The sequence below is a fragment of the Ferrovum myxofaciens genome (assembly GCF_013181415.1).
Lineage (GTDB): Bacteria > Pseudomonadota > Gammaproteobacteria > Burkholderiales > Ferrovaceae > Ferrovum > Ferrovum myxofaciens.
This window is the reverse complement of record NZ_CP053676.1, coordinates 644,642-666,222: the sequence shown is the minus strand read 5'-3', so window position 1 is coordinate 666,222 and position 21,581 is coordinate 644,642. Positions and strand designations below refer to the sequence as shown.

Here is a 21,581-nt window from a genome sequence, read left to right as displayed (position 1 = left end):
TGATGAGGCTTGGGGGGATGGATTACTTGCGGGCGTATTTTTGACGGAATTTCTCGACCCGACCGGCAGTATCCACGATTTTCTGTTTACCGGTATAGAAGGGATGACAGGCTGAGCAGACTTCCACGGAAAGGGCTGGCTTGCCCATCGTGGAGCGGGTGATGAAAGAGTTACCGCAACTGCAGGTTACGGTGAGGTCATTGTAGGCGGGGTGAATATCAGCTTTCATGAGCGTTCCTGTACGTGAGCCGGGGTATACGGCACCAAACCCGAAATTATGCACCAAAACTAGATTCTATGCAAGTCATTGGCGGGCGGTTAACCGCGCCGCATGGAGTCGAAGAAGTCGGCATTATTCTTGGTGGCTTTGATCTTGTCGAGCAGGAATTCGATGGCTTCCATTTCATCCATGGGATAAAGCAGTTTGCGCAGTACCCAGATCTTTTGCAAGACGTCTTGCTTGATGAGCAACTCTTCTCGTCGGGTTCCCGAACGGTTCACGTTGAGTGCCGGGTAAATGCGTTTTTCTGCCATGCGTCGGTCAAGATGGATTTCCATGTTTCCCGTGCCCTTGAACTCTTCGTAGATCACGTCGTCCATGCGGGATCCGGTATCGACCAAGGCGGTGGCTATGATGGTCAGCGACCCTCCTTCTTCGATATTGCGTGCCGCGCCGAAGAAACGTTTGGGACGTTGCAGGGCGTTGGCATCCACACCACCCGTCAGTACCTTGCCTGAGGAAGGAACCACCGTGTTGTAAGCACGGGCCAGACGGGTGATGGAATCGAGCAGGATGACGACATCGCGCTTATGTTCCACCAGGCGCTTGGCTTTTTCGATCACCATTTCGGCAACCTGGACATGGCGGGTAGCGGGTTCGTCGAAAGTGGATGAAACTACTTCACCTCGCACCGAGCGTTGCATTTCCGTGACTTCCTCGGGGCGCTCGTCGATCAGCAATACAATCAGGGTAGCATCGGGATTGTTGGCCGAGATGGAATGAGCGATATGTTGGAGCATCACTGTTTTTCCACTCTTGGGACTGGCCACCAGCAAGCCCCGTTGTCCCTTGCCGATGGGGGCGACGATATCGATGACACGCCCCGTAATATTTTCTTCGGCACGGATGTCCCGTTCCAAGGTCATGGGCTGAGTGGGAAAGAGAGGCGTCAAGTTCTCGAATAGGATTTTGTTCTTGGCATTTTCCGGAAGTTCGCCATTCACCGAATCGACCTTGACCAATGCAAAGTAACGTTCCCCTTCCTTGGGTATTCGGATTTCTCCTTGAATGCTGTCCCCTGTATGCAGGTTGAAGCGGCGGATCTGGGAGGGGCTGATATAGATATCATCCGGACTGGACAGGTAGGAGGTTTCTGGCGAACGAAGGAAGCCGAAGCCGTCCTGAAGGACCTCCAGTGTGCCTTCTCCGTAAATGCTTTCGCCTCGTTTGGCTTGGTTCTTGAGCAGGGCAAAAATCAACTCCTGCTTGCGCATACGATTGGCGCCTTCAATTTCGAATTTGGTAGCCATGTCCACCAATTCGGTGACATGGTGGGTTTTAAGATCAGAAAGGTGCATGGATCAGGTATCAGAAAGGGAAATGATTCGGTGGATGTGCACTGGGGGCCCCGCAGGAGCGAGGTACAGAGCGAGTTTGGTGAGGGTGGTGGAGCATTATACACGTGCGCCACCTGAGTGATCTCAGGGGCGCAGAGTAACGCGTTTAGAGGTGACTGTCAATGAATGCGTTCAATTGTGACTTGGAGAGTGCACCGACCTTGGTGCCTTCTACGCTTCCATTCTTGAACAGCAACAGGGTAGGAATACCCCGCACGCTGTACTTTCGTGCCGTTTCCGGGTTGTCGTCCACATTCAGTTTGGCGACCTTGACCCGTTCGCCATAATCTTTCGCGGCTTCTTCCAGTATGGGGCCTATCAATTTGCAGGGACCACACCATTCAGCCCAAAAGTCCAGTAATACGGGAATGGGAGACTGCAGAACGTCCTGTTCGAAGGAACGGTCGGTGACATGATGCACATTACTCATGGAAAACCTCAACCAGATTGGGATGAAAATTTTTACAACGTCAAGAACGACCAAAAATCATTGGGAGATCCGTGAAGATATCCTAAACCAAAATTCGGCGAAACGCAAAACCAACCTTACCGGTTCTTGAACAGATCAGTTAAAATCACATTCTTTTCGTCGGTGGATCATTCTAACCAAGGAGACTCTATGACTTATGTAGTGACCGAATCCTGCATACGCTGCAAATATACGGATTGTGTGGATGTCTGCCCGGTGGATTGTTTTCGGGAGGGGCCGAATTTTCTCGTGATCGACCCGGACGAGTGCATCGACTGTACCCTTTGCGTGGCTGAATGTCCTGCCGAAGCCATCTTTGCTGAGGATGACGTTCCTGAAAACCAGCGCGCTTTCATCGCCATCAATGCGGAACTGGCCAAGAACGAGCGCTGGAAACCCATCATCGAGCGTAAGGAAGCCCCAGTCGATGCGGATGAGTGGAAAGGGGTGATGCCCAAAGCACATCTGCTCGACCGAGGGTGACCCACCTCGTCCGAAAGGCTCGTTTTGATTACTGCTCGGGCTTGCGTGCGATCATGCCGATGAGCGCCGAAGGGCCATGGTGTCCTGAGCCTTCACTGAGGGTGTCTTCATACGTTTCCAGATATTCGATGGTGTAATCCTTCCATGCTTGGCGCAAGATTTCTTCCGTATAGAGGTTTTCTACGGCAGAAGGTCCCCCGGTTTTATATTCCAGTTGCTTGGGAGTATACCCCTGCAACAGTATCTGTCCTCCCGGTTTCAGCAGTGTGCGAATTTGTTCAAACTGGCGCTGACGCAAGACCGGAGGAGCAAACTGGATGAAAATTCCCACTACCCAATCGAACAGGGCAGGGGTCTGAGGGGTTCGCCACTCCTCCGTCAGCATGTCACCACAACAAAAATCCACGGTCACCCCGCGCATTTTTGCCAATCGACGTGCTTTTTCCACTGCGACGGCAGAAATTTCCACAGCACTGACCTGTAGTCCCTGGCTGGCCAACCACACGCTGTTACGACCTTCTCCATCGGCTACGGACAGGACTTTTTCGCCTGGGATAAAACGCTCCTTCTGGTTGGCCAGAAAGTGATTGGGTTCGGTGCCAAACAGAAAATTTTGTCCTACTTCTTCATAGCGGGTACTCCACATCCTGTTTTGTTCTGCAACAAAGTCATCGTTCATGGTCAGGGTCTCGTTAAAAAAGTTGGTTTCTTCAAAGGAACTCCATCATTTTCCCTAATAACGGGCTTCTTCGGTCCTCTATCGCCGGATTTCAAGAATTCTATATGAATATCATTCATGGTTCGAATTTCTGACCTGGAACAATCCCTTCGGTTTTATTGCGATGCACTGGGTTCCTATATTTCCCTGCACATTTTTAGCAGCATCTGAAGCCGTAGTGTGCGGTGTCGCACAGACGCCACAGGGGGGAGTGACGGACAATCCCGGAAGAGATGGAAGTAGTGATCGTAGCGGGATTTTTGGTCAGTGGCCGAAGAGTCCAATCGCACAGGAGCAACGTAGTAATTGTGCGGATATACAACCAATTACAATTTATTAGGGGTGTATTGATGAAAGCTCAAAAAATATTATCTGTCCTGCCATTGGCAGTGATCGGCGCGCTTTATGGCGCTTCGGCATGGGCGACACCTTTTCTGGGCTCGGATTTGGCAAGTTTTACGGTTCTGGGTTCCTCGACAGTGACCGATGTACCTACGAGCGCTATTGACGGGAGTGTGGGTGTCTGGTCAAGCGGGGGGGCAAATGCAATCACGGGCTTTAACTCATCCCCCGGCGTTGCCGTGTCAGATCCACAAGTGACTGGAGGCACGGTACAGGCAGGCGGGTCTGTGGCGCAGTTGGCCCAGTCTCAACTCACTACTGCTCTCACAAATCTTGGTTCTCTGGGGCCAGGCACCACCCTCTCTGCGGATCTGACAGGACTCACGCTTGGGCCGGGCGTTTATACAGTTCCTGCGGGAACGACCAATTTGTCGGGGGCGCTCACGCTTAACGGTGGGGGTAATGCCAACGCGGCCTGGGTTTTCGAAATGCCGAGTACCCTGATCACCTCGTCCAACTCGGTCGTGAATGTGATCAATACCGGTTCAGGTGCTGGCGTGTATTGGGATGTCGGTAGTTCCGCGACCATCGGTACAAACACGGCATTCCTGGGGAATATTCTCGCACTCACCAGCATCACCATGAACACCACCGCAACAGATCTTTGCGGTAGAGCCTTGGCGAGCACTGGTGCCGTAACTTTGCAGAAGAACAGCCTGTCCGGCGCTTGTACAGGCGTGATGGCAGGAAGCAGTGGTCTGAGTGGCGGCCTTTATTATGCTTCTGGCAGTAGTGCAGCCACTTTTCTCCCGTACGCCTCTGTCAATGGGACTGTTCCAGAACCCGCCACACTGCCACTGTTGGGACTGGGGCTCGTGGGGCTTGGATTGACAAGTTTACGTTGGCGTGTTTGAGGTAAATTCATCAAAAATTATTTTCGGTGGAGAACGCCCGTTCACGGTAATAACTGGTCAGACATTTTGTCTGATGAAGAACTTCCGTTGCGCTCAGAATTATTTAGCGCAGAGCAGATGGCGCAGCATGGAAAAACTTGTGCAGCATCGCACCGTTTGGCTTCGGGGTATGGATCGGATCAACTTCTGGCCCGGCTGACGGAAAACGAGAGCGCGCTGGTTGGCGTGTGCAACTTGCTGACGGGGGCGGTAACATCGAAGCGCCGTATTACGCCAGCCGGGGAATGGTTACTCGACAATTTCCATCTCATCGAAGAACAGATCAGAACAGCCAAGAGACACCTGCCGAAGGGGTACAGTCAGGAACTTCCCTGCCTGGCATCCGGCCCATCGGCTGGGTACCCGCGGGTATATGCCATTGCTCTCGAGCTCATTGGGCATGGTGATGGTCGGGTTGATACGGAAAGTCTCTGTAATTTCGTGACCTCCTACCAGACCGTTACGGACCTCAAATTGGGTGAGTTGTGGGCTATCCCGATCATGCTGCGATTGGCAGTCATCGAAAATCTCCGTCGGGTCAGCATACGGATCGCCGCACGGTGGCATGAGCGAGACAGGGCTGATTCCTGGGCGGACAAGATGACGGAGACCGCAGAGAAGGATCCGAAAAGTCTGATTCTCGTGATTTCCGACATGGCACGTTCAAACCCACCCATGGTCAGTCCGTTTGTCTCGGAACTTGCACGCCGATTGCGTGGACGAGGGCCAGCTCTGGCTTTGCCCCTGACCTGGATTGACCAGAGTCTCTCCGAATCAGGACAGACCATCGATCAGTTGGTACAGTCGGAAAACCAGCAGCAAGCTGGCGATCAGGTTTCCATCAGCAATTGTATCGGCAGTCTACGGGTTCTGGTTGCGATGGACTGGCAAGAATTTGTGGAGAACATGAGTGTCGTTGAGCAGATCCTTCGTGAGGACCCTGACGGTGTCTACAGCAGGATGGATTTCTCCACCCGTGATCGTTATCGCCACGCAACAGAAAGGATAGCGAAGAAAGGTCGTCGCACGGAAAGGGAGGTGGCTTCCATAGCCATCGATTTGGCGCGCACCAGTAGTGTATCCACGCTTGTTGAGCGTGCGCGGCATGTCGGCTTTTATCTGATCGACAAGGGAGTGCCGAAGTTGGAGCGTGCGGCCGAAGTTCGCTTCTCCAGATTTGAAACCTTCACGAGAGCGGTGCGTCGGCACCCCTTGTGCCTCTATCTGGGCGGCATCGCTCTGATCGCAATGACACTCACGGGGATCTTGTCATTTCAAGCAGTTGCCAATGGAATGCCGGCTTGGATGCTGGCGCCCCTCTGTATTCTATTGCTGCTGGTTTCCAGCCAACTGTCCGTGGCCTTGATGAACTGGCTGGCAACATTACGGGTAAAGCCCGAAGGGTTGCCAAAAATGGACTTCTCCAAAGGAATCCCTCCGGGGTGCCGAACGTTGGTGGTAGTTCCTTCACTCCTGACGAGCGTTCAGGATATCGAGAAACTGGTTGAAGCACTGGAAGTCAGATTTTTAGCAAACCGCGATGATCACCTGCATTTTGGCCTATTGACGGATTATTGTGATGCACCACAGGAATTTCTCCCGGAAGACAGTTCCCTGGTACAACGGGTACATACGCGAATAATCGAACTAAATGAAAAATACAGCAGTGTCGGTGATGGAACCAAGAGCAATATTTTCTTTCTGTTCCATCGTCCGAGACGATGGAACCCGCAGGAACGGATCTGGATGGGTTACGAACGCAAGCGTGGCAAACTTGCGGACTTGAATGTTCTGCTGCGCAGTAGCGAGTCGGGTGTTTCCGGGGATACTTTTTCACTCGTCGTCGGGGATGTCTCGATTCTGTCCGGTGTGAAGTTTGTCATAACTCTCGATGCAGATACACAGTTACCGCGCGATGCTGCATGCCAGTTTGTTGCAACGATGGCGCATCCGCTCAACCATGCTCACTATGATGAAAAAAAACAGCGCGTGACGGAAGGCTACGGCATTCTGCAACCGCGTGTGGCGATCAGCATTCCCGGAGTGAACCGATCACATTACGCCCGACTGTACGGAGGTGAACCCGGGATTGACCCCTACACCCGCGTCGTTTCCGACGTCTATCAAGACCTTTTCGGAGAGGGTTCGTTCATCGGCAAAGGTATATACGAGGTCGATGTTTTCGAGCGCGCACTCAGTGGACGCTTTCCGGAGAATCGTATCCTCAGCCACGATCTTCTTGAAGGGTGTTATGCGCGGGCAGGGTTATTGAGCGATGTACAGTTGTATGAAAGTTATCCATTGCGTTACAGCGCCGATGTAAGTCGCCGTCACCGCTGGATACGCGGAGATTGGCAGATTGCGGGATGGCTGCTGCGCTATGTGCCCAAAAACCGGGCGGGTGACACTCGTTGCAATCGAAAGAATAGGTTGTCTCGACTGTCGCAATGGAAATTGTTCGACAATCTTCGGCGTAGCCTCGTCCCTCCGGCATTAGCATTGCTGTTGTTGTTGGGGTGGATGCTGCTGCCGTGGGCCTGGTTGTGGACCTTGTCAGTTCTGGGTAGTTTATTGATTCCTATATTCTTTTCTTCGGTCTTCGACTTGTTTCGCAAACCGGAAGAGGTGTTGTTGAGGCAGCATCTCAGGGCAGTTACTCGCTCGGTTACTCGACGTTTTATGCAAGCCGGATTTGAGCTTACGTGCCTCCCCTATGAAGCGTTTTTCAGTTTGGATGCCATTGGGCGCACGACTTGGCGGATCTTGGTGACACACAGACGACTGCTGGAATGGAATCCCTCCTTTGAAGTCGATCAAAAGTTGGATAAACAGGAGCACAGTGATCTCATTTCCTGCTTCCGGGAGATGTGGATTTCCCCCGTGGTTGCCGTTTCAGCGGCGATTACCTTGATCGCATCGACCCCTGCAGTGCTGGTGCCGGCAGGGCCGATTTTATTCTTGTGGAGCATCTCGCCCGTCATTGCTTGGTGGATAAGCCTTCCTCTGGCACGTCGCAAGGCCGCCTTGACGAATGAACAAATGCTTTTCCTGCGCATGCTTGCACGCAAGACCTGGGCCTTTTTTGACCACTTTGTGGGGGAGGAAGACCATTGGCTCCCTCCCGACAACTTTCAGGAGTATCGTCCTGTCTCGGTGGCTCATCGCACATCACCGACCAATATCGGGTTGGCGCTATTAGCCAATCTGTCCGCCTATGATTTCGGATATATTTCGGCTGGAAAACTGATCGAACGCACGAACGATACCCTGCGTACGATGGAAGGTTTGCAGCGTTATCGAGGGCACTTCTACAACTGGTATGACACGTTGACTTTACAACCGCTGCTGCCCTTGTACGTATCGACGGTGGATAGCGGAAATCTGGCTGGCCATTTGCTGACGTTGCGTGCAGGTTTGCGCGTTCTTGCGGATGACAGAGTTTTTGGAATGAAATTGTTGGATGGTCTGCAAGATACCCTGATGATTTTTTTGGATACGATGAATGGGAATTCTGCGGATCTGATGGCAGAGTTGCGGAATGAACTGGAAACTCTGGCCGCTGCACCACCCAACACTACTGGGGAACTGCGCGCGTATCTATTGCGGTTGGAGGCTGGTGTTTTCATGCTCGTCAAGGGAGCCGAGGTCGATACCGAGGGAGAGAGCGAATCGTCCTGGTGGGGGCAGGCCCTGACCCGTCAAATCCGTGCAATCCTGGATGAGTTGAACCATCTCATTCCGTGGGTTTTGCTGCCGGAAGTACCGGGTGGGTTGGAAGCGTTTGCAAATCTGGACAGAATTCCGACATTACATGAACTGGCACGGTTGGACGAAGATCTGCGTCCAGTTATCGAGTTTTGGCTCAATGAGGGACTCACTCCTTCCCAGTACGATTGGCTCACCGACTTACAACGGCAGATTGGCAAAGGGAGCCTGCGTGCCAGAAACAGGATGGCTACCATCGAATCCCTGATCTTTCAATCCGAAGATCTAGCCCGCATGGAGTATGAATTCCTGTTCGACAGGAGGCGCCATTTATTGACCATTGGCTATAATGTGAGTGAGCGGCGGGTGGACCCGGGTCACTACGATCTGCTGGCTTCCGAGGTGCGTTTGTGCTGTTTCGTGGCCATTGCACAAGGGCAACTACCGCAAGAAGTCTGGTTTTCTCTGGGGCGTCTGCTGACTGCTGCCGGAGGGGAACCGGTTCTCTTATCGTGGAGCGGTTCGATGTTCGAGTACCTGATGCCGCTCCTGGTCATGCCCACCTATGATAATACCTTGCTCGATCAGACCTGCAAGGCGGCAGTGAGCAGTCAGATCGAGTATGGAAGGCAACTCGGCGTGCCTTGGGGTATGTCGGAATCGTGCTACAACACGGTGGATGTGCACCTCAATTATCAATACCGTGCCTTCGGCATACCTGGCCTGGGGCTAAAGCGTGGACTGGCCGAGGATACGGTCATCGCTCCTTACGCCTCGATGTTGGCGCTGATGGTTGCACCTGAGGAGGCGTGCGTGAATCTGCAACTTCTCTCGACCGAAAGGCTGATCGGGCGGTTCGGTTTCTTTGAGGCAATAGATTACACGCCGGCACGGCAACTACGTGGACAAGTCGGTACGGTGGTCAGATCCTTCATGGCCCACCATCAGGGAATGAGTTTGCTCTCTTTGGCCTATCTGATTCTGGACCGGCCGATGCAGCGGAGGTTTGAATCGGAGCGGATGTTTCAGGCGGTTATGCCCCTACTCCAGGAGCGAATTCCCAAGGCCACGGGGTTGTTTTCACATACGACGCAACTATTAGGTGCTCGTTCGGTGTCAGTTGCCACGGAGATGCCGGTTCGTGTCTACGGAACGCCTGACACGCCGGTACCCGAGGTTCAGTTGTTATCCAATGGTCGTTACCATGTGATGATTACCAGTGCTGGCGGTGGTTACAGTCGCTGGAAAGACATTGCTGTTCTGCGTTGGCGTGAAGACAGCACCTGCGACAATTGGGGTTTGTTCTGCTACATCCGCGCAGTGGCGAGCGGGGTATTCTGGTCGACGGCGTATCAACCGACGCTCAAGCGTCCCAAGAGTTATGAAGCGATTTTCTCCGAAGGCCGCGCCGAGTTTCGTCGTCGTGATTTTATCGGGGTGGACGACGGCGATTTCGAAACGCATACCGAGATCGTTGTCTCACCGGAAGATGATATCGAATTACGCCGGACCCGCATCATCAACCGGTCGCGACAAAGCAAGGAAATAGAGATCACCAGTTATGGCGAAGTGGTGATCGCTTCACCGGCTGCGGATACGCTCCATCCAGCCTTCAGTAATTTGTTCGTGCAGACGGAAATCTTGCGGGAACGTCATGCGATCCTGTGCACGCGTCGTCCCCGTTCTCTTACTGAACAGACACACTGGATGTTTCATTTGATGACTGCCTATGGCGCAAAGATCATCGAAGTGTCCTACGAAACTGATCGCCTGCGCTTCATTGGGCGCGCAAGAAGCGTCGTCAATCCTTTGGCCATGAGCAGCAATTCAGCAGCGCTCTCAGGTACCGATGGCTCGGTGCTGGATCCGATCGTGGCCATCCGTTATCGCATCATGCTCGATCCCGAACAGTCAGTTACCGTGGACATGGTATCCGGCATTGGTGACAACCGGGATATGGTCTTGAATTTGATCGATAAGTATCAGGATCGGTACCTCTCCGATCGTGTCTTTGACCTGACCTGGCCTCACAGTCAAGTGGTATTGAGGCAACTGAATGCCACCGATGCTGATGCTCAACTCTATGCAAGACTGGCTGGTTCCATCCTCTACGCCAATGCTTCCTTGCGTATCGATGCGGCCGTAATCATCAGGAATCGTCGTGGTCAGTCAGGTCTGTGGGGTTATGCCATCTCCGGAGATTTGCCAATCGTCCTGCTACAGATCGGAGACGAGGCCAATATCGATCTTGTGCGCCAACTTGTGCAAGGCCATGCTTATTGGCGCATGAAAGGTCTGGCGGTGGACATGGTGATCTGGAATGAGGATCATCTGGGGTACCGTCAACGATTGCAGGAACAGATCATGGGACTGATCGCATCGGGCATCGAAGCCGCTGTGATCGATCGGCCAGGGGGCATATTCGTAAGGACAGCAGAACAGATATCCAGTGAGGACCGTATTCTGCTTCAGTCGGTTGCGCGCATCATCCTCACGGATGGACAAGGAACGCTGGCGGAACAACTTGGTCGTCGCAGCCTTGTGGTACCGCGCATGCCTAGGTTCAAGCCGACACGTCTGCAGGATCCCGATATTTCTCCCGATATTGTGATGCCGCGCACGGATCTGACTCTGTTCAATGGATTGGGAGGTTTTACTCCGGACGGACATGAATATGTCATTGTGCTTGAGTCTGGCGCAGTGACGCCCGCACCCTGGGCGAATGTTCTGGCCAACCCATATTTTGGAACGGTCCTGTCGGAAAGCGGGGTTGCTTATACCTGGAGTGAAAACGCGCATGAATTTCGTTTGACACCGTGGTACAACGACCCGGTGGGTGATTTGAGCGGAGAAGCGCTTTATCTTCGTGACGAAGAATCCGGATATTTCTGGTCACCCACCCCGCTCCCTGTTCGTGCATCGGCACCTTATGTTGTCCGCCATGGATTTGGTTACAGTGTTTTCGAACATAGATCGGGCGGGATTTACTCGGAGTTGTGGGTTTACGTGGCGATGGACTCTTCCGTCAAGTTTTCCGTATTGAAAGTGAGAAATGAATCAGGCCGTACGCGCAAACTCTCGGCCACTGGCTATGTCGAGTGGGTGCTGGGAGATCTTCGTGAAAAATCGGCCATGCATGTTGCCACTGAAATCAATGCACGGAACGGCGCACTATATGCGCGCAACCCCTACAACACAGAGTTTGCCGACCGTGTAGCCTTCTTTGATGTGGATGACGCTGCGCGCGGAGTAACTGGTAACCGCATGGAATTCATTGGACGCAATGGTTCACTGAAAAATCCTGCAGCCATGCATCGGTCAGGCCTTTCAGGCAAAGTGGGGGCTGCTCTGGATCCTTGCGCCGCGCTTCAGGTGAATTTCGATCTGGCCGACGGACAACAGCGTGATATCGTGTTTCGACTTGGGGTTGGTCGTAATGTCGAGGAGGCTGACCAACTCGTGCAGCGGTTTCGCGGTGATTTGGCTGCACGCAGTGTGCTTGAAGGGGTGTGGCACCACTGGAACCACACATTGGGTGCGGTACAAGTCGAAACGCCTGATGCATCCCTGAATATACTCGTCAATGGCTGGTTGGTCTACCAGACATTGGCTTGCCGTCTTTGGGCTCGTAGCGGTTACTACCAATCGGGGGGTGCCTTTGGTTTTCGCGACCAATTACAGGATGTGATGGCGCTCGTTCATGCCGAACCAGAGTTGGTGCGCGAACATTTACTTTTATGCGCGAGTCATCAGTTCGAGGAAGGAGATGTACAGCACTGGTGGCATCCACCATCCGGTCGAGGGGTGCGTACCCATTGCTCGGACGATTATCTCTGGCTCCCTTTGGCGGTCTGCCGTTATGTGACGAGTACGGGAGACCGGGGTGTGCTGGATGAACTAGTGCCTTTCCTGGAAGGTCGATCCATCGGACCCGAAGACGATTCCTACTACGACTTGCCTGGGCAGTCCACCGATGTGGCCAGCCTTTATCAGCACTGTGTCCGGGCCATCCGGCGGGGAATGAATTTCGGCGAACATGGATTGCCTCTGATCGGTTCCGGCGATTGGAACGACGGCATGAATCTGGTGGGAATACATGGCAAGGGCGAAAGTATCTGGTTGGGGTTTTTTCAGTGTGAAGTGCTCAGGCAGTTTGCTGCAATAGCAGAGGCGTATGGGGACTCCGCATTTGCAGACCTATGCCGGGAGACGCGAGTTCGGCTGAGCGTCAGTATTGATGAGCAGGGTTGGGATGGAGAATGGTACTTGCGTGCTTACTTTGACGATGGTACTCCTCTAGGATCCGGGAGCAATGAGGAATGCCAGATCGATTCGATTTCTCAAAGTTGGTCCGTGCTGTCCGGGGCAGGGGACCCAATTCGTTCCAGAAAAGCCATGAATGCCCTGGACGAACGGCTCCTACGGCGCTCTGACGCACTCATTCAATTGCTTGACCCACCTTTCGACAAGTCGAACCTGAATCCGGGATATATTCGTGGGTACACCCCCGGAGTGAGAGAAAACGGGGGGCAGTACACCCATGGGGCCGTCTGGGCTGCCATGGCCTTTGCCGAATTGGGTGATGTCAAGCGTGCATGGGAGTTGTTGACCATGATCAACCCGATAAACCATACGAACTCAGCCGAAAAAAACGCGGTCTATAAAGCGGAACCCTACGTCATCGCCGCGGATGTTTATGCCAGTACACCCCATATCGGCCGTGGGGGATGGAGTTGGTATACGGGTTCAGCAGGCTGGATGTATCGGCTGGTTGTGGAATCCTTGCTGGGTCTCAGGGTCAAGGGGGACACGTTGAGTTTTTCTCCTCGTATGCCTGAAGGTTGGCAGTCCTTCAAGATGCACTACCGGTATCGCGAGACTGTCTATCACGTCACTGTATCGCAAATGCGTGCCAATGATGATCCATCGAGTACCGGGGTGAAGGTGATGTTAGATGGTGTCGATCAAGGGGACGGAATCATTTCCATGGTAGATGATCATTGCGATCATCTGGTGGAAATAATAGCTTTGACCCCTTTACCCAACTGAAGCAAGGATGGGCATATCTGCCAGCATTTACCCTCCGGGGCACAACCGTTTCGAAAAAAACCGCATTGATCAAGGCGTGCGTTACCGCACAGAGTTTTTTTGACCTAAGAGCGACAATCACACGGCATGTAGTAAGTCGAACCTAGATTTTTGGAGTGTGAATCTGCCCGAGTTAGTGGGCAGGCCGAGGAGTTTCAATTTGTTATCTGGTCTGGAGTAGAAAAAATGCTCGAAACTGTTGCAGTCATCTTGATTGTCCTCTGGTTACTGGGTATAGTTTCCTCGTATACCATGGGCGGGTTCATACACATTCTCCTGGTCGTGGCGATTGTGGTGATATTGATACGCGTTGTTCAGGGTCGTCGCCTGTAGTGTGGCTCCTGTTGATTTTTTCCTTCAGCACACTGCGGGTCGTGGCTTTGAATTTTTTGGTCATAAAAGAATAGGAATTCACCATGAACACGATAGAGTTGGAACCAGAGAAAAGCATGAAAAAATTATCCGATGAAGTCACCAAGGAGCAACTGATTGCTGATTTCATGGTGGTATTAGCGGATGCCGAAGCGTTGCTGAAAGTTTCTGCCAATCAGGGTGGCGAAAAACTGGCTGAGGTTCGCGCCAAGGCTGAAGAGTCATTCAGAATGATGAAAGCCAAGATGTCTGGGACGCAGGATCTACTGCTTGCCAAAACCAAAACGGCCACTGATGCAACGGACGCTTACGTTCACGATAATCCTTGGAGCGCCATCGGCGTCTCTGCCGGTATTGGCCTGTTGATCGGCTTGCTCATTGGTCGTCGCTAAACAGGGCGCGTCATGACTGAAAAGACATCCGGCGCACGCGCCGGGCTGTTCACTTCCCTGAAAGTTCTTGTAACAACGCTGATTGCAGTCGCACATACGCGCCTGGATTTGTTGTCCACAGAACTGGAAGAGGAACGAGAGTATTTTCTGGCGCAACTGATTTTGATCCTGATGGCACTGTTTCTCCTCGGGGTTGGAGTGGTTCTGGCAACGATCCTGCTTGTAATCGCTTTCTGGGATACACATCGTCTCCTTGTGTTGGGCCTTTTTTCCGGATTTTTTCTAGTGGCTGGCATGATGGCGTGGGGCGCAGCTTGGCGCAAAGCGAAGGTAAAGCCAAAGCCATTTTCAGCAAGTTTATCGGAGTTGTTCAAAGATCGACAACAGGTTGATATTCGTTGATGCATGATAAATTAGCCAGACTGGAAAAACGTCGCGAAAGCCTGGTTGCCCAGGCGATAGTGCAACGCAGGATATTGACGCAGAATGTCAAGCCGTGGCTTGTACCTTTGACGCTGGCTGATCAGGGGCTGTCCGTTCTGTATTTTGTCAAGAAGCACCCTGTTTTGATAGTCGGCGGCGTTCTGCTTTCGGCGTTTCGTTCTAACCCCCTTGGAAAATATTTGAGACAGGGCTTGGTAACGTGGCTGGCCATCCGTAACCTACTGTGATTTAAAGACGGGGTTAAGTTGCAGAGGGTGCGATCAATGCCAGAATTCGATCACCGCTCACCGGAGCAATAGTCTCATCGGCATGTAGTACGCGCAAAATATGCTCCCCAGTGATCATGAAGAGGGGTAGGAAGCCGGCCTTGTGTTGTTCCTGGTAAGACACCCAGGAAAAGTTTTCGCTCAGGAGAGTGGTATGGATTTTCCAGCCGTTATCCAAAAGTTGGGAGAGTCGTGAGTAGGTCACATCTCCCCCAAAAAGATAACTTCCTCGGTAGGGTGCTGCCACCTGCTGTCGGTCGCGCCCAACCATGGCGTTTTCGTCGGTCAGGATAAAGACATGGTCCAGGCCAAACTCTGGTTTATAACGCATACTTGCAATGATGTTGAGGGAGTGATCTTCGGCCAGGCCGAGCATGTAGCCAAAGTCGAGTAAATCGAGATAACGATCTGCTTGCACGGAAACAGGATGGGCATAAAAAGTGTTGATGCCTGTTGCGCGTGCTTTACGGATTTGAGCGAAGTCATTATCCAACAACAGGCAGGCAAAGCCCGCCTGATCCAAGGTTTTGGCAATGATCTGAGCGACAGAATTGGCACCAATGATGAGGATGCTCTGTGGTTCTTTCTCGTCCACATTCAGTAATTTGGCCAAAGGTCTGGCCGTGAGGCTGGGCAGAAGGACGCTGGCGATAATGAGCGCGAAGGTCAGGGGAACGAAGAGCGAAGCATGGGGATAGTGGACCGCCTGCAAGGTTTGTCCGAGCACCGCCGCAGTGGCCGCAGCAACGATGCCGCGCGGTGCGATCCAGGCGACGAGGACCCGTTCCCGCCAATGCAACTCCGATCCCCAGGAGGCGAGGGCGACCTTGATGGGTTGTGCGACGACTTGGATGACCACGAGCAGACCGAGTCCGGGCCCCAGCACCGCACGAATCTCCGTGAGATTCAAACGTGCCGCCAGAATGATGAAGAGCAGGGAGATCAGCAGGATGGAGAGGCTTTCCTTGAAATCCAGGATATTGTCCAAGGGTACGTCACGCATGTTGGCGAGCACCATTCCGATGAGGGTGACCGCCAGCAGGCCAGAATCTTTGACCAAGACATCGGACAAGGCAAAAATCATGAGCACGCTTGCCAAGACGAGGAAGGGGTGCAGATAGTCTGGTACTACCCGGCGTCGTAGTACCCATCCCAGAGTGAAGCCACCTGCCACCCCTAGGGTGGTACCCGCTGCCACGATGCGCAGAAAGTTCAAGCTGGCCTCCCCCAGGGATGCGGTGGCGGAATTGTGGGCTACCAGCGCTTCGAATACGATCACACTGAGGAGTACCCCAATGGGATCGATGAGGATGCTTTCCCAGCGTAATACCTTGGCAATCTTGGCGTTCGGGCGGACGCTACGCAGGATGGGCGCAATGACTGTGGGGCCGGAAACTACGGTGACCGCACCAAAGAGAACAGCCATGGGCCAAGGGAAATGCGCAAGCCAGTGGGTAGCGATACTGATAATTGTCCAAGTGCTGAATACGCCCAAGATCAATAGGCGCTGGATGACCGTGCCGAGACCACGGAGTTCGCTCAAACGCAGCGATAGGGCACCCTCAAAGAGGATAATGGCCACGCACAGAGAGACGGCGGGGAAGAGCAGTGGTCCAAAAATCGCATCTGGTCGTAGCCAGCCGAGAATGGGTCCAAGCAGAATGCCCAGTATCAACAAAAAAAGAATGGCGGGTAATTTGATCCGCCAAGCGATCCACTGGCTGAGAAGACCGAGGAATAACAGACTGGCAATGAGGAAAACAACGCCAAAGTTGACGTTCATTGATGGTGTGTTGGCGCCGACCGAAACTCTGAAAGACGCCGCACCGCATCAAGGCCTACCTTCGCCTTGAACTCGGGGGTGTGAACTTTCCTCTTCTTCGCTTCGCTCATTTCGCTCATCCTTTATGACAGCGTACAGCATAAACTACTGTCTTGATTTCAGGGTCCACCATAGTTTGCACTCATCTAACTTAACCTTAACGCCAGAATAGAAAGCACTTGAGGGGAATGGGTGCGATCACGCGGTTACTTGGGGAATCTCTGCCCAGTGGGTGGTGTAATTGGGGGATTTGAAACCGCGCCGCATGCGCCAACTGTTCTCAATCCCCGAGGAGGCCAGTTTTAGTGTGTCCTGCCCCATGCGATGGTTGATGGTGTCCATGACTTTCATGAGTCGGGATGAACGGGTTTCTGCTGCGGGATCATCAAATAGGGTGGGGTGCAGGGTGGCCTTAGCTTCCAGTGCCATCAGGACCACCCCGGCCTTCTTGTATTTGAATCCTGACCGGTAGAGGTGCTGAAGTCCATGCAGGGCCGCTTGAGTCAAATAGCGCGTGTCATCCGTGGACTTGACCAAGGGGACCACCTGAGAAGGATGGTACTGGGGTGCCTCTGGGTTGAAAGGGTTGGTCTGGATATGAACTCCGACAATCCCTGCCACGGAGTGTTGGGCGCGCAGTTTCTCGGCAGCTCGGCTCATATGGCTGCTTACGGCCTCCCTCAGATTTTCCAGAGTTTCCACGGGTCTGCCAAAGGATCGGCTGGAAATGATCTGTTGCTTGTTGGCACTTTCTTCTTCCAGTTCGATGCAGGGCAGGCCATTCAGTTCGGCCACCGTGCGCTCCAAGGTGATGGAGAACTGTTGGCGAATCCAGCGTGGGTCGGCATGCTTGAGTTCCTGCACCGTTCTGATATTCAGGGTCTCCAGACGGGGGGTGAGTTTGCGTCCCACGCCCCATACCTCGGAGACTGGGAGGCTTTTCAGAAGATCGTCAAGTTCCCGAGGGGAGAACCGACCAAAATCGCAGACCCCTCCATAGCCCTCCCGTTTCTTGGCCACATGGTTGGCGAGTTTGGCTAGGGTTTTGGTGGTGGCAATGCCGATACTCACGGGAATGCCCGTGCCTTGCTTGATCCGGCGGCGGATTTTTTGACCATAAGCGATGAGATCCCAGTGTTCAAAACCAGCCAGACCTAAAAAACACTCATCGATGGAATAGATTTCCTGCTGGGGAGAGAACTGGCTCAATAACTGCATGACTCGGGCTGACATATTCCCGTATAAGGCATAGTTGCTGGAGTAGGCGAGGATGCCATGGCGTTTGGCCATCTTTTCGATCTGGAACCAGGGTACTCCCATGGGAAGGCCCAAGGCTTTGACTTCATTGCTCCGGGCCACAACGCACCCATCGTTGTTGCTCAAAACGACAATGGGTTTGCCTTCCAGTTTTGGGTTGAACGCCCGTTCACAGGAGGCATAGAAGTTATTGCAGTCCACCAGAGCGATGGAAGACACCATGACTCTCCTCAGTCGAACCTGCGAATGGTGGAGGTGACCACTCCCCAGCATAAAAGCTCCTGGCTGTCGCGGAGAACAATATCCTTGAAGTGGGGATTCTGGGCTTTCAGCACGGCGCGCCCGTCCTCGAATGCCAGACGCTTGACGGTCAACTCTCCATCGATGACGGCAACGATGATTTTGCCGGGCACGGGTTCCAGGCCACGGTCCACCACCAGCATATCGCCATCAAAAATTCCAGCTCCCGTCATGGAATGGCCTTTGACCTTCACGAAAAATGAGGTGGCCTTATGGGGAACCAGGTATTCGTTGAGGTCGAGGTTGGTCTCGATATAATCATCCGCGGGGGAGGGGAACCCGGCCGGGACCTTATGGGCATACAAGGGTAATGCTTGATGCGCAGGTTCCGGGGCGGGATGAAAAACCTCGGCGGAGGCAAGAACCTGACTCAGGCGGTGTTGGGCCTGACGGAACGACAGAAATTCCTTGATTACGCCCAGGGTGCTAACCGGGATACGAATGGTTTGGGTGGGTTCCCCGTAGAGACCGGTTCCGTGCTTGCGCCCAGAACCGGAACGGGTGCCACCCCAAGTAGGCGATTTCTCTTTCATATCGCTATTGTGACGATAATCAAGATGGCTGGCAAGAGGAGTGTGATGTTTCAACCTCCTCCAGTTGTGATCACCATGGACAGGTTCTCCCTCGGGTATTTTGTACTGTGGGACCTAAAATGCAAATGACTACAGGCGACCGCTTTTCATCCAAGGCGGTTGTCCGCTGGATGATATAGCGGGTCTTCCAATACGTTCACCTCGATCATGCCTTTAGCTTTGTTGAGCAATTCCAGGCAATCGGGACTCAGGTGGCGCAGGTGCAACTTCTTTCCTCGTTGAGCGTAGCGAGCAGCCAATAGGTCGATGGCTTCCAGTGCAGAATGATCTTTGACGCGGGCATTCTTGAAATCAATTACCACCTCAACAGGATCGTCCTGAGGAGAAAACAGCGCAATAAAATTTTGTGTCGATGCGAAGAACAGTGAGCCATGCAGGTCATACACTTTCCAGCCATCCCTAGGTGTCAGGATACATGTCGCCTGAAAGTGTGATTTTTTGACAAAGACCAAGGAGAGCCGGTCTGGAATTTTTGGACAGGTCGTTAAGTGATGATATTGAACATTTCTTGCCTATCCGGTTGTTTCCCACGCTGGATGATGCTATGATTTTTACCCATGACAATGGACATCCATCAACGTGACGATCTGCCGTTCCCGCACTCGCTGCCGGAATTCCAGCGGCTTTTTCCAGATGTTGGGGCGTGTGCTGCTTACCTGGAGAAGTTGCGTTGGCCGGACGGTTTTGTTTGCCCGCATTGCGAGGCAGGCGGTGAGCCACTTCGGTTTGCGAACCGTCCAAACGTGTTTCGGTGCCGCGAGCGTCGCAGGGATACCAGCTTGAAAGCCGGAACCGTGATGGAGGGGTCGCATACGCCGCTTAACATCTGGTTCTGGGCTGCCTATCTGGGTTACCAGCCAGACGCCCGGCATGTCTGCCGTGCAGTTCCGGCGGCAACTTGGGCTGCCCAGGTATGAGACGGCATTCCAGATTCTCCACAAGCTCCGGGCAGGCATGGTGCGCCCCGACCAGGATCGGCGGCAAGGCCCATGAACACGTAGAGGTCGACGAAACCTATGTCGGCGGCAGGACGCGCGGCAAAGGCAGTGGCGTCCACGACATGAACCTTGTCGCTTGTGCTGTTGAGGTGCATCAGCGCAAGCCGGGCGGCAAACTCGACAAGCGGAAGAACGGCAGGTACGCGGGGCGAATACGGCTCGCTGTCGTGCCGGACCGCACCACCAAGTCGCTTTGCGGCTTCGTCGAAAGGTCGGTTATGCCGGGCACGCTTATTGTTACCGATGACTGGAAAAGCTATTACGATCTCCCCAACAGAGGGTACAAGCACATGCACGTCGTCGAGCGCGGCGACCCGCAGGTTGCCGATGAGTTCCTTCCGATGATCCACACCGCCTTCGCCAACTTGAAGTCCTGGATTAACGGCATTCACCACGGGGTAAGTGATCAGCATTTACAAGCGTACCTCAATGAATTCACGTTTCGGTTCAACCGGCGCTTTTACCCGTTCAACGCTTTCCGCTCCCTGATGGGCATCGCCAGAGAGGTTGCTGCTCCTACATACGCCGAACTTTATTCCGGTGTTTGGACTCATCCTGGTGCTAATGAACGTGGCGGGGAAACAACCGGATAGGCAAGGAACATTTGTCCGCGCATTCCCCTTGCTAGGTGAGTTCCGATGCCAGAGGCACGCACAGCGCCCAGCATTGCACCAGCAGGGGGTCAAGCGGACGATTTTGTTTTTGACGTGGCTTTTGCCGCTGATTTTCTTGCGTGTTCTGCCGTTCCTTGAGCGTCCACGTAGGCCCGAACTGTCTCAAGCGTTGCGCCACCCACTGAGCCTACGAAGTATGCCCGGTGCCAGAATAGTGGCTTACTGTCCGGGCAGTATGCCCCGATAGACCAGCAATACAGCCAGTTCAAGACCGAACTCACACCCTGGTTGTCCGAAGTGCCCGGCGTCGTGCTGCGCAATGGCGCAGTGTTGTGGAAACAGGCTTATGGTCGATACTTCTCCAAGTTGGGCGGTCGCCCGGTTATTCACCAGCGGCACGGCAAGCAATCGGTGTGGCTCACTTCGGAAGTGTTCAAGTTTGTACCAGTCGTGGCTACCGACACTGGCGAAATCACCGGGTATCAGTTGCATATCGGCACCAGGAAATTTCCGGTAGGGGTTTTGGCATTCAAAGCGCACAAGGATTTCAAGATTCCTGCCTCGCTGCATATCAGCATTCATTCCGGACGTTGGCATGTCTCGTTCAACTACGATGATGGTATTCAAGAGCCGACCGAAAACTGACCCACCCTGCCGACTGAATATTGACCCAGGACCGATCGTTGCTTTTTAAAGTCCCCTATAGGGGATCCGTAAATCCCTCGCCTTTAGGCGAGGGGCGTTAACCCGGACACTGGTGAGGTTGAGTAAGTTATTGGATCGGTGTTATGCGGGTCACTTGGTACTGATCCTTCGCAGACTGGACCAGATCAAACTTGATCTTCTCGCCTACGATGATCTGATTGAGTTGTTTCTCGTTCTGCACAGCAAATGTCATGGTCATGGCTGGCCACTGAATACTGGGGATAGGTTCATGGGAAATGGTGATCCGGCTATTTGCCGTATCCACCTTCCGGACGATTCCAATCGCATGATGAACTTTATTGCTCATCGGTTCAGCCATCGAGTCCGACATTGGCATGTTATTCATATTCATCCCATTCATATTCATGCCGTCGGCATGAGAAAGAGGCGTAACGGACAGCAAGGTGAGCAGGGCAAGCGTGGTTGAAGGCATTGTTTTCATG

General features: G+C 53.3%; 17 protein-coding genes and 2 pseudogenes. 9 read left to right on the top strand and 10 right to left on the bottom strand.

Features of this window, described 5'->3' with window-relative positions:
• Nucleotides 1-22: 22 nt before the first annotated feature.
• From rpmE to trxA, 3 genes are all read right to left on the bottom strand, one after another.
• Entirely contained in the window at nt 23-229 is a 207-nt protein-coding gene (gene rpmE / locus HO274_RS03275) for a 50S ribosomal protein L31 (RefSeq protein WP_031598158.1), read from the bottom strand.
• Between the two features lie 89 nt (nt 230-318).
• Nucleotides 319-1,578, bottom strand: coding sequence for a transcription termination factor Rho (gene rho, locus HO274_RS03270; RefSeq protein WP_031598156.1), 1,260 nt, complete (start codon nt 1,576-1,578; stop codon nt 319-321).
• A 145-nt stretch (nt 1,579-1,723) separates the two neighbouring features.
• A complete protein-coding gene (trxA, locus tag HO274_RS03265) occupies nt 1,724-2,047 on the bottom strand; it encodes a thioredoxin TrxA (RefSeq protein ID WP_031598154.1) in 324 nt (107 codons plus the stop codon).
• A 189-nt stretch (nt 2,048-2,236) separates the two neighbouring features.
• On the opposite strand from trxA, the gene fdxA reads away from it, so the two are divergent.
• Nucleotides 2,237-2,569: a ferredoxin FdxA gene (gene fdxA / locus HO274_RS03260; RefSeq protein ID WP_031598153.1), complete on the top strand. Its 333-nt coding sequence runs from the start codon at nt 2,237-2,239 to the stop codon at nt 2,567-2,569.
• A 28-nt stretch (nt 2,570-2,597) separates the two neighbouring features.
• On the opposite strand, the gene HO274_RS03255 is transcribed toward fdxA, so the two are convergent.
• Nucleotides 2,598-3,248, bottom strand: coding sequence for an SAM-dependent methyltransferase (locus HO274_RS03255; protein ID WP_273121472.1), 651 nt, complete (start codon nt 3,246-3,248; stop codon nt 2,598-2,600).
• Between the two features lie 389 nt (nt 3,249-3,637).
• On the opposite strand from HO274_RS03255, the gene HO274_RS03250 reads away from it, so the two are divergent.
• The 6 genes from HO274_RS03250 to HO274_RS03230 all read left to right on the top strand — a co-directional run bounded on the left by HO274_RS03250 (nt 3,638) and on the right by HO274_RS03230 (nt 14,810).
• Complete coding sequence (locus HO274_RS03250) at nt 3,638-4,543, top strand: ice-binding family protein (RefSeq protein WP_273121471.1); 906 nt, start codon at nt 3,638-3,640, stop codon at nt 4,541-4,543.
• Nucleotides 4,544-4,609: 66 nt separating this feature from the next.
• Nucleotides 4,610-13,336 carry a GH36-type glycosyl hydrolase domain-containing protein gene (locus tag HO274_RS03245; protein ID WP_273121469.1) on the top strand — a complete coding sequence of 2,909 codons (8,727 nt, stop codon included), beginning with the start codon at nt 4,610-4,612 and terminating at the stop codon, nt 13,334-13,336.
• A gap of 225 nt (nt 13,337-13,561) precedes the next feature.
• Nucleotides 13,562-13,708: a lmo0937 family membrane protein gene (locus tag HO274_RS13515; protein ID WP_150112328.1), complete on the top strand. Its 147-nt coding sequence runs from the start codon at nt 13,562-13,564 to the stop codon at nt 13,706-13,708.
• 116 nt (nt 13,709-13,824) lie between these two features.
• Nucleotides 13,825-14,139: an ElaB/YgaM/YqjD family protein gene (locus HO274_RS03240; protein WP_031595131.1), complete on the top strand. Its 315-nt coding sequence runs from the start codon at nt 13,825-13,827 to the stop codon at nt 14,137-14,139.
• Between the two features lie 12 nt (nt 14,140-14,151).
• Complete coding sequence (locus HO274_RS03235; RefSeq protein WP_031595129.1) at nt 14,152-14,541, top strand: phage holin family protein; 390 nt, start codon at nt 14,152-14,154, stop codon at nt 14,539-14,541.
• Complete coding sequence (locus HO274_RS03230; protein ID WP_031595128.1) at nt 14,541-14,810, top strand: YqjK family protein; 270 nt, start codon at nt 14,541-14,543, stop codon at nt 14,808-14,810. The genes HO274_RS03235 and HO274_RS03230 overlap by 1 nt, the downstream gene beginning before the upstream one ends.
• Nucleotides 14,811-14,823: 13 nt before the next feature.
• Here the strand turns inward: HO274_RS03230 and HO274_RS03225 are convergent, their stop codons facing one another.
• From HO274_RS03225 to HO274_RS03210, 4 genes and pseudogenes are all read right to left on the bottom strand, one after another.
• Nucleotides 14,824-16,632 (bottom strand): cation:proton antiporter, encoded by a 1,809-nt coding sequence (locus tag HO274_RS03225; protein ID WP_273121465.1) that lies wholly within the window; start codon nt 16,630-16,632, stop codon nt 14,824-14,826.
• A gap of 237 nt (nt 16,633-16,869) precedes the next feature.
• On the bottom strand, nt 16,870-18,150 hold the full coding sequence (locus HO274_RS03220) for a Y-family DNA polymerase (protein ID WP_273121464.1): 1,281 nt from the start codon (nt 18,148-18,150) through the stop codon (nt 16,870-16,872).
• Nucleotides 18,151-18,158: 8 nt separating this feature from the next.
• On the bottom strand, nt 18,159-18,815 hold the full coding sequence (locus HO274_RS03215; protein WP_273121462.1) for a LexA family protein: 657 nt from the start codon (nt 18,813-18,815) through the stop codon (nt 18,159-18,161).
• Nucleotides 18,816-18,907: 92 nt separating this feature from the next.
• Nucleotides 18,908-19,216, bottom strand: a pseudogene (locus tag HO274_RS03210) (STAS domain-containing protein); the annotation flags it as partial.
• 162 nt (nt 19,217-19,378) lie between these two features.
• Between HO274_RS03210 and HO274_RS03205 the strand changes: the two are divergent.
• Nucleotides 19,379-20,412, top strand: a pseudogene (locus tag HO274_RS03205) (IS1595 family transposase).
• Between the two features lie 89 nt (nt 20,413-20,501).
• On the opposite strand, the gene HO274_RS13510 reads toward HO274_RS03205, so the two are convergent.
• Nucleotides 20,502-20,714 carry a transposase gene (locus HO274_RS13510; RefSeq protein ID WP_420537375.1) on the bottom strand — a complete coding sequence of 71 codons (213 nt, stop codon included), beginning with the start codon at nt 20,712-20,714 and terminating at the stop codon, nt 20,502-20,504.
• A gap of 16 nt (nt 20,715-20,730) precedes the next feature.
• Here HO274_RS13510 and HO274_RS03200 point away from each other — a divergent pair, with 16 nt between their 5' ends.
• Nucleotides 20,731-21,078, top strand: a complete 348-nt coding sequence (locus HO274_RS03200; protein WP_273121459.1) for a hypothetical protein — start codon at nt 20,731-20,733, stop codon at nt 21,076-21,078.
• 127 nt (nt 21,079-21,205) lie between these two features.
• Here HO274_RS03200 and HO274_RS03195 read toward each other — a convergent pair whose 3' ends face one another.
• Nucleotides 21,206-21,580 (bottom strand): copper-binding protein, encoded by a 375-nt coding sequence (locus tag HO274_RS03195; protein WP_273121458.1) that lies wholly within the window; start codon nt 21,578-21,580, stop codon nt 21,206-21,208.
• Nucleotide 21,581: the final 1 nt, after the last annotated feature.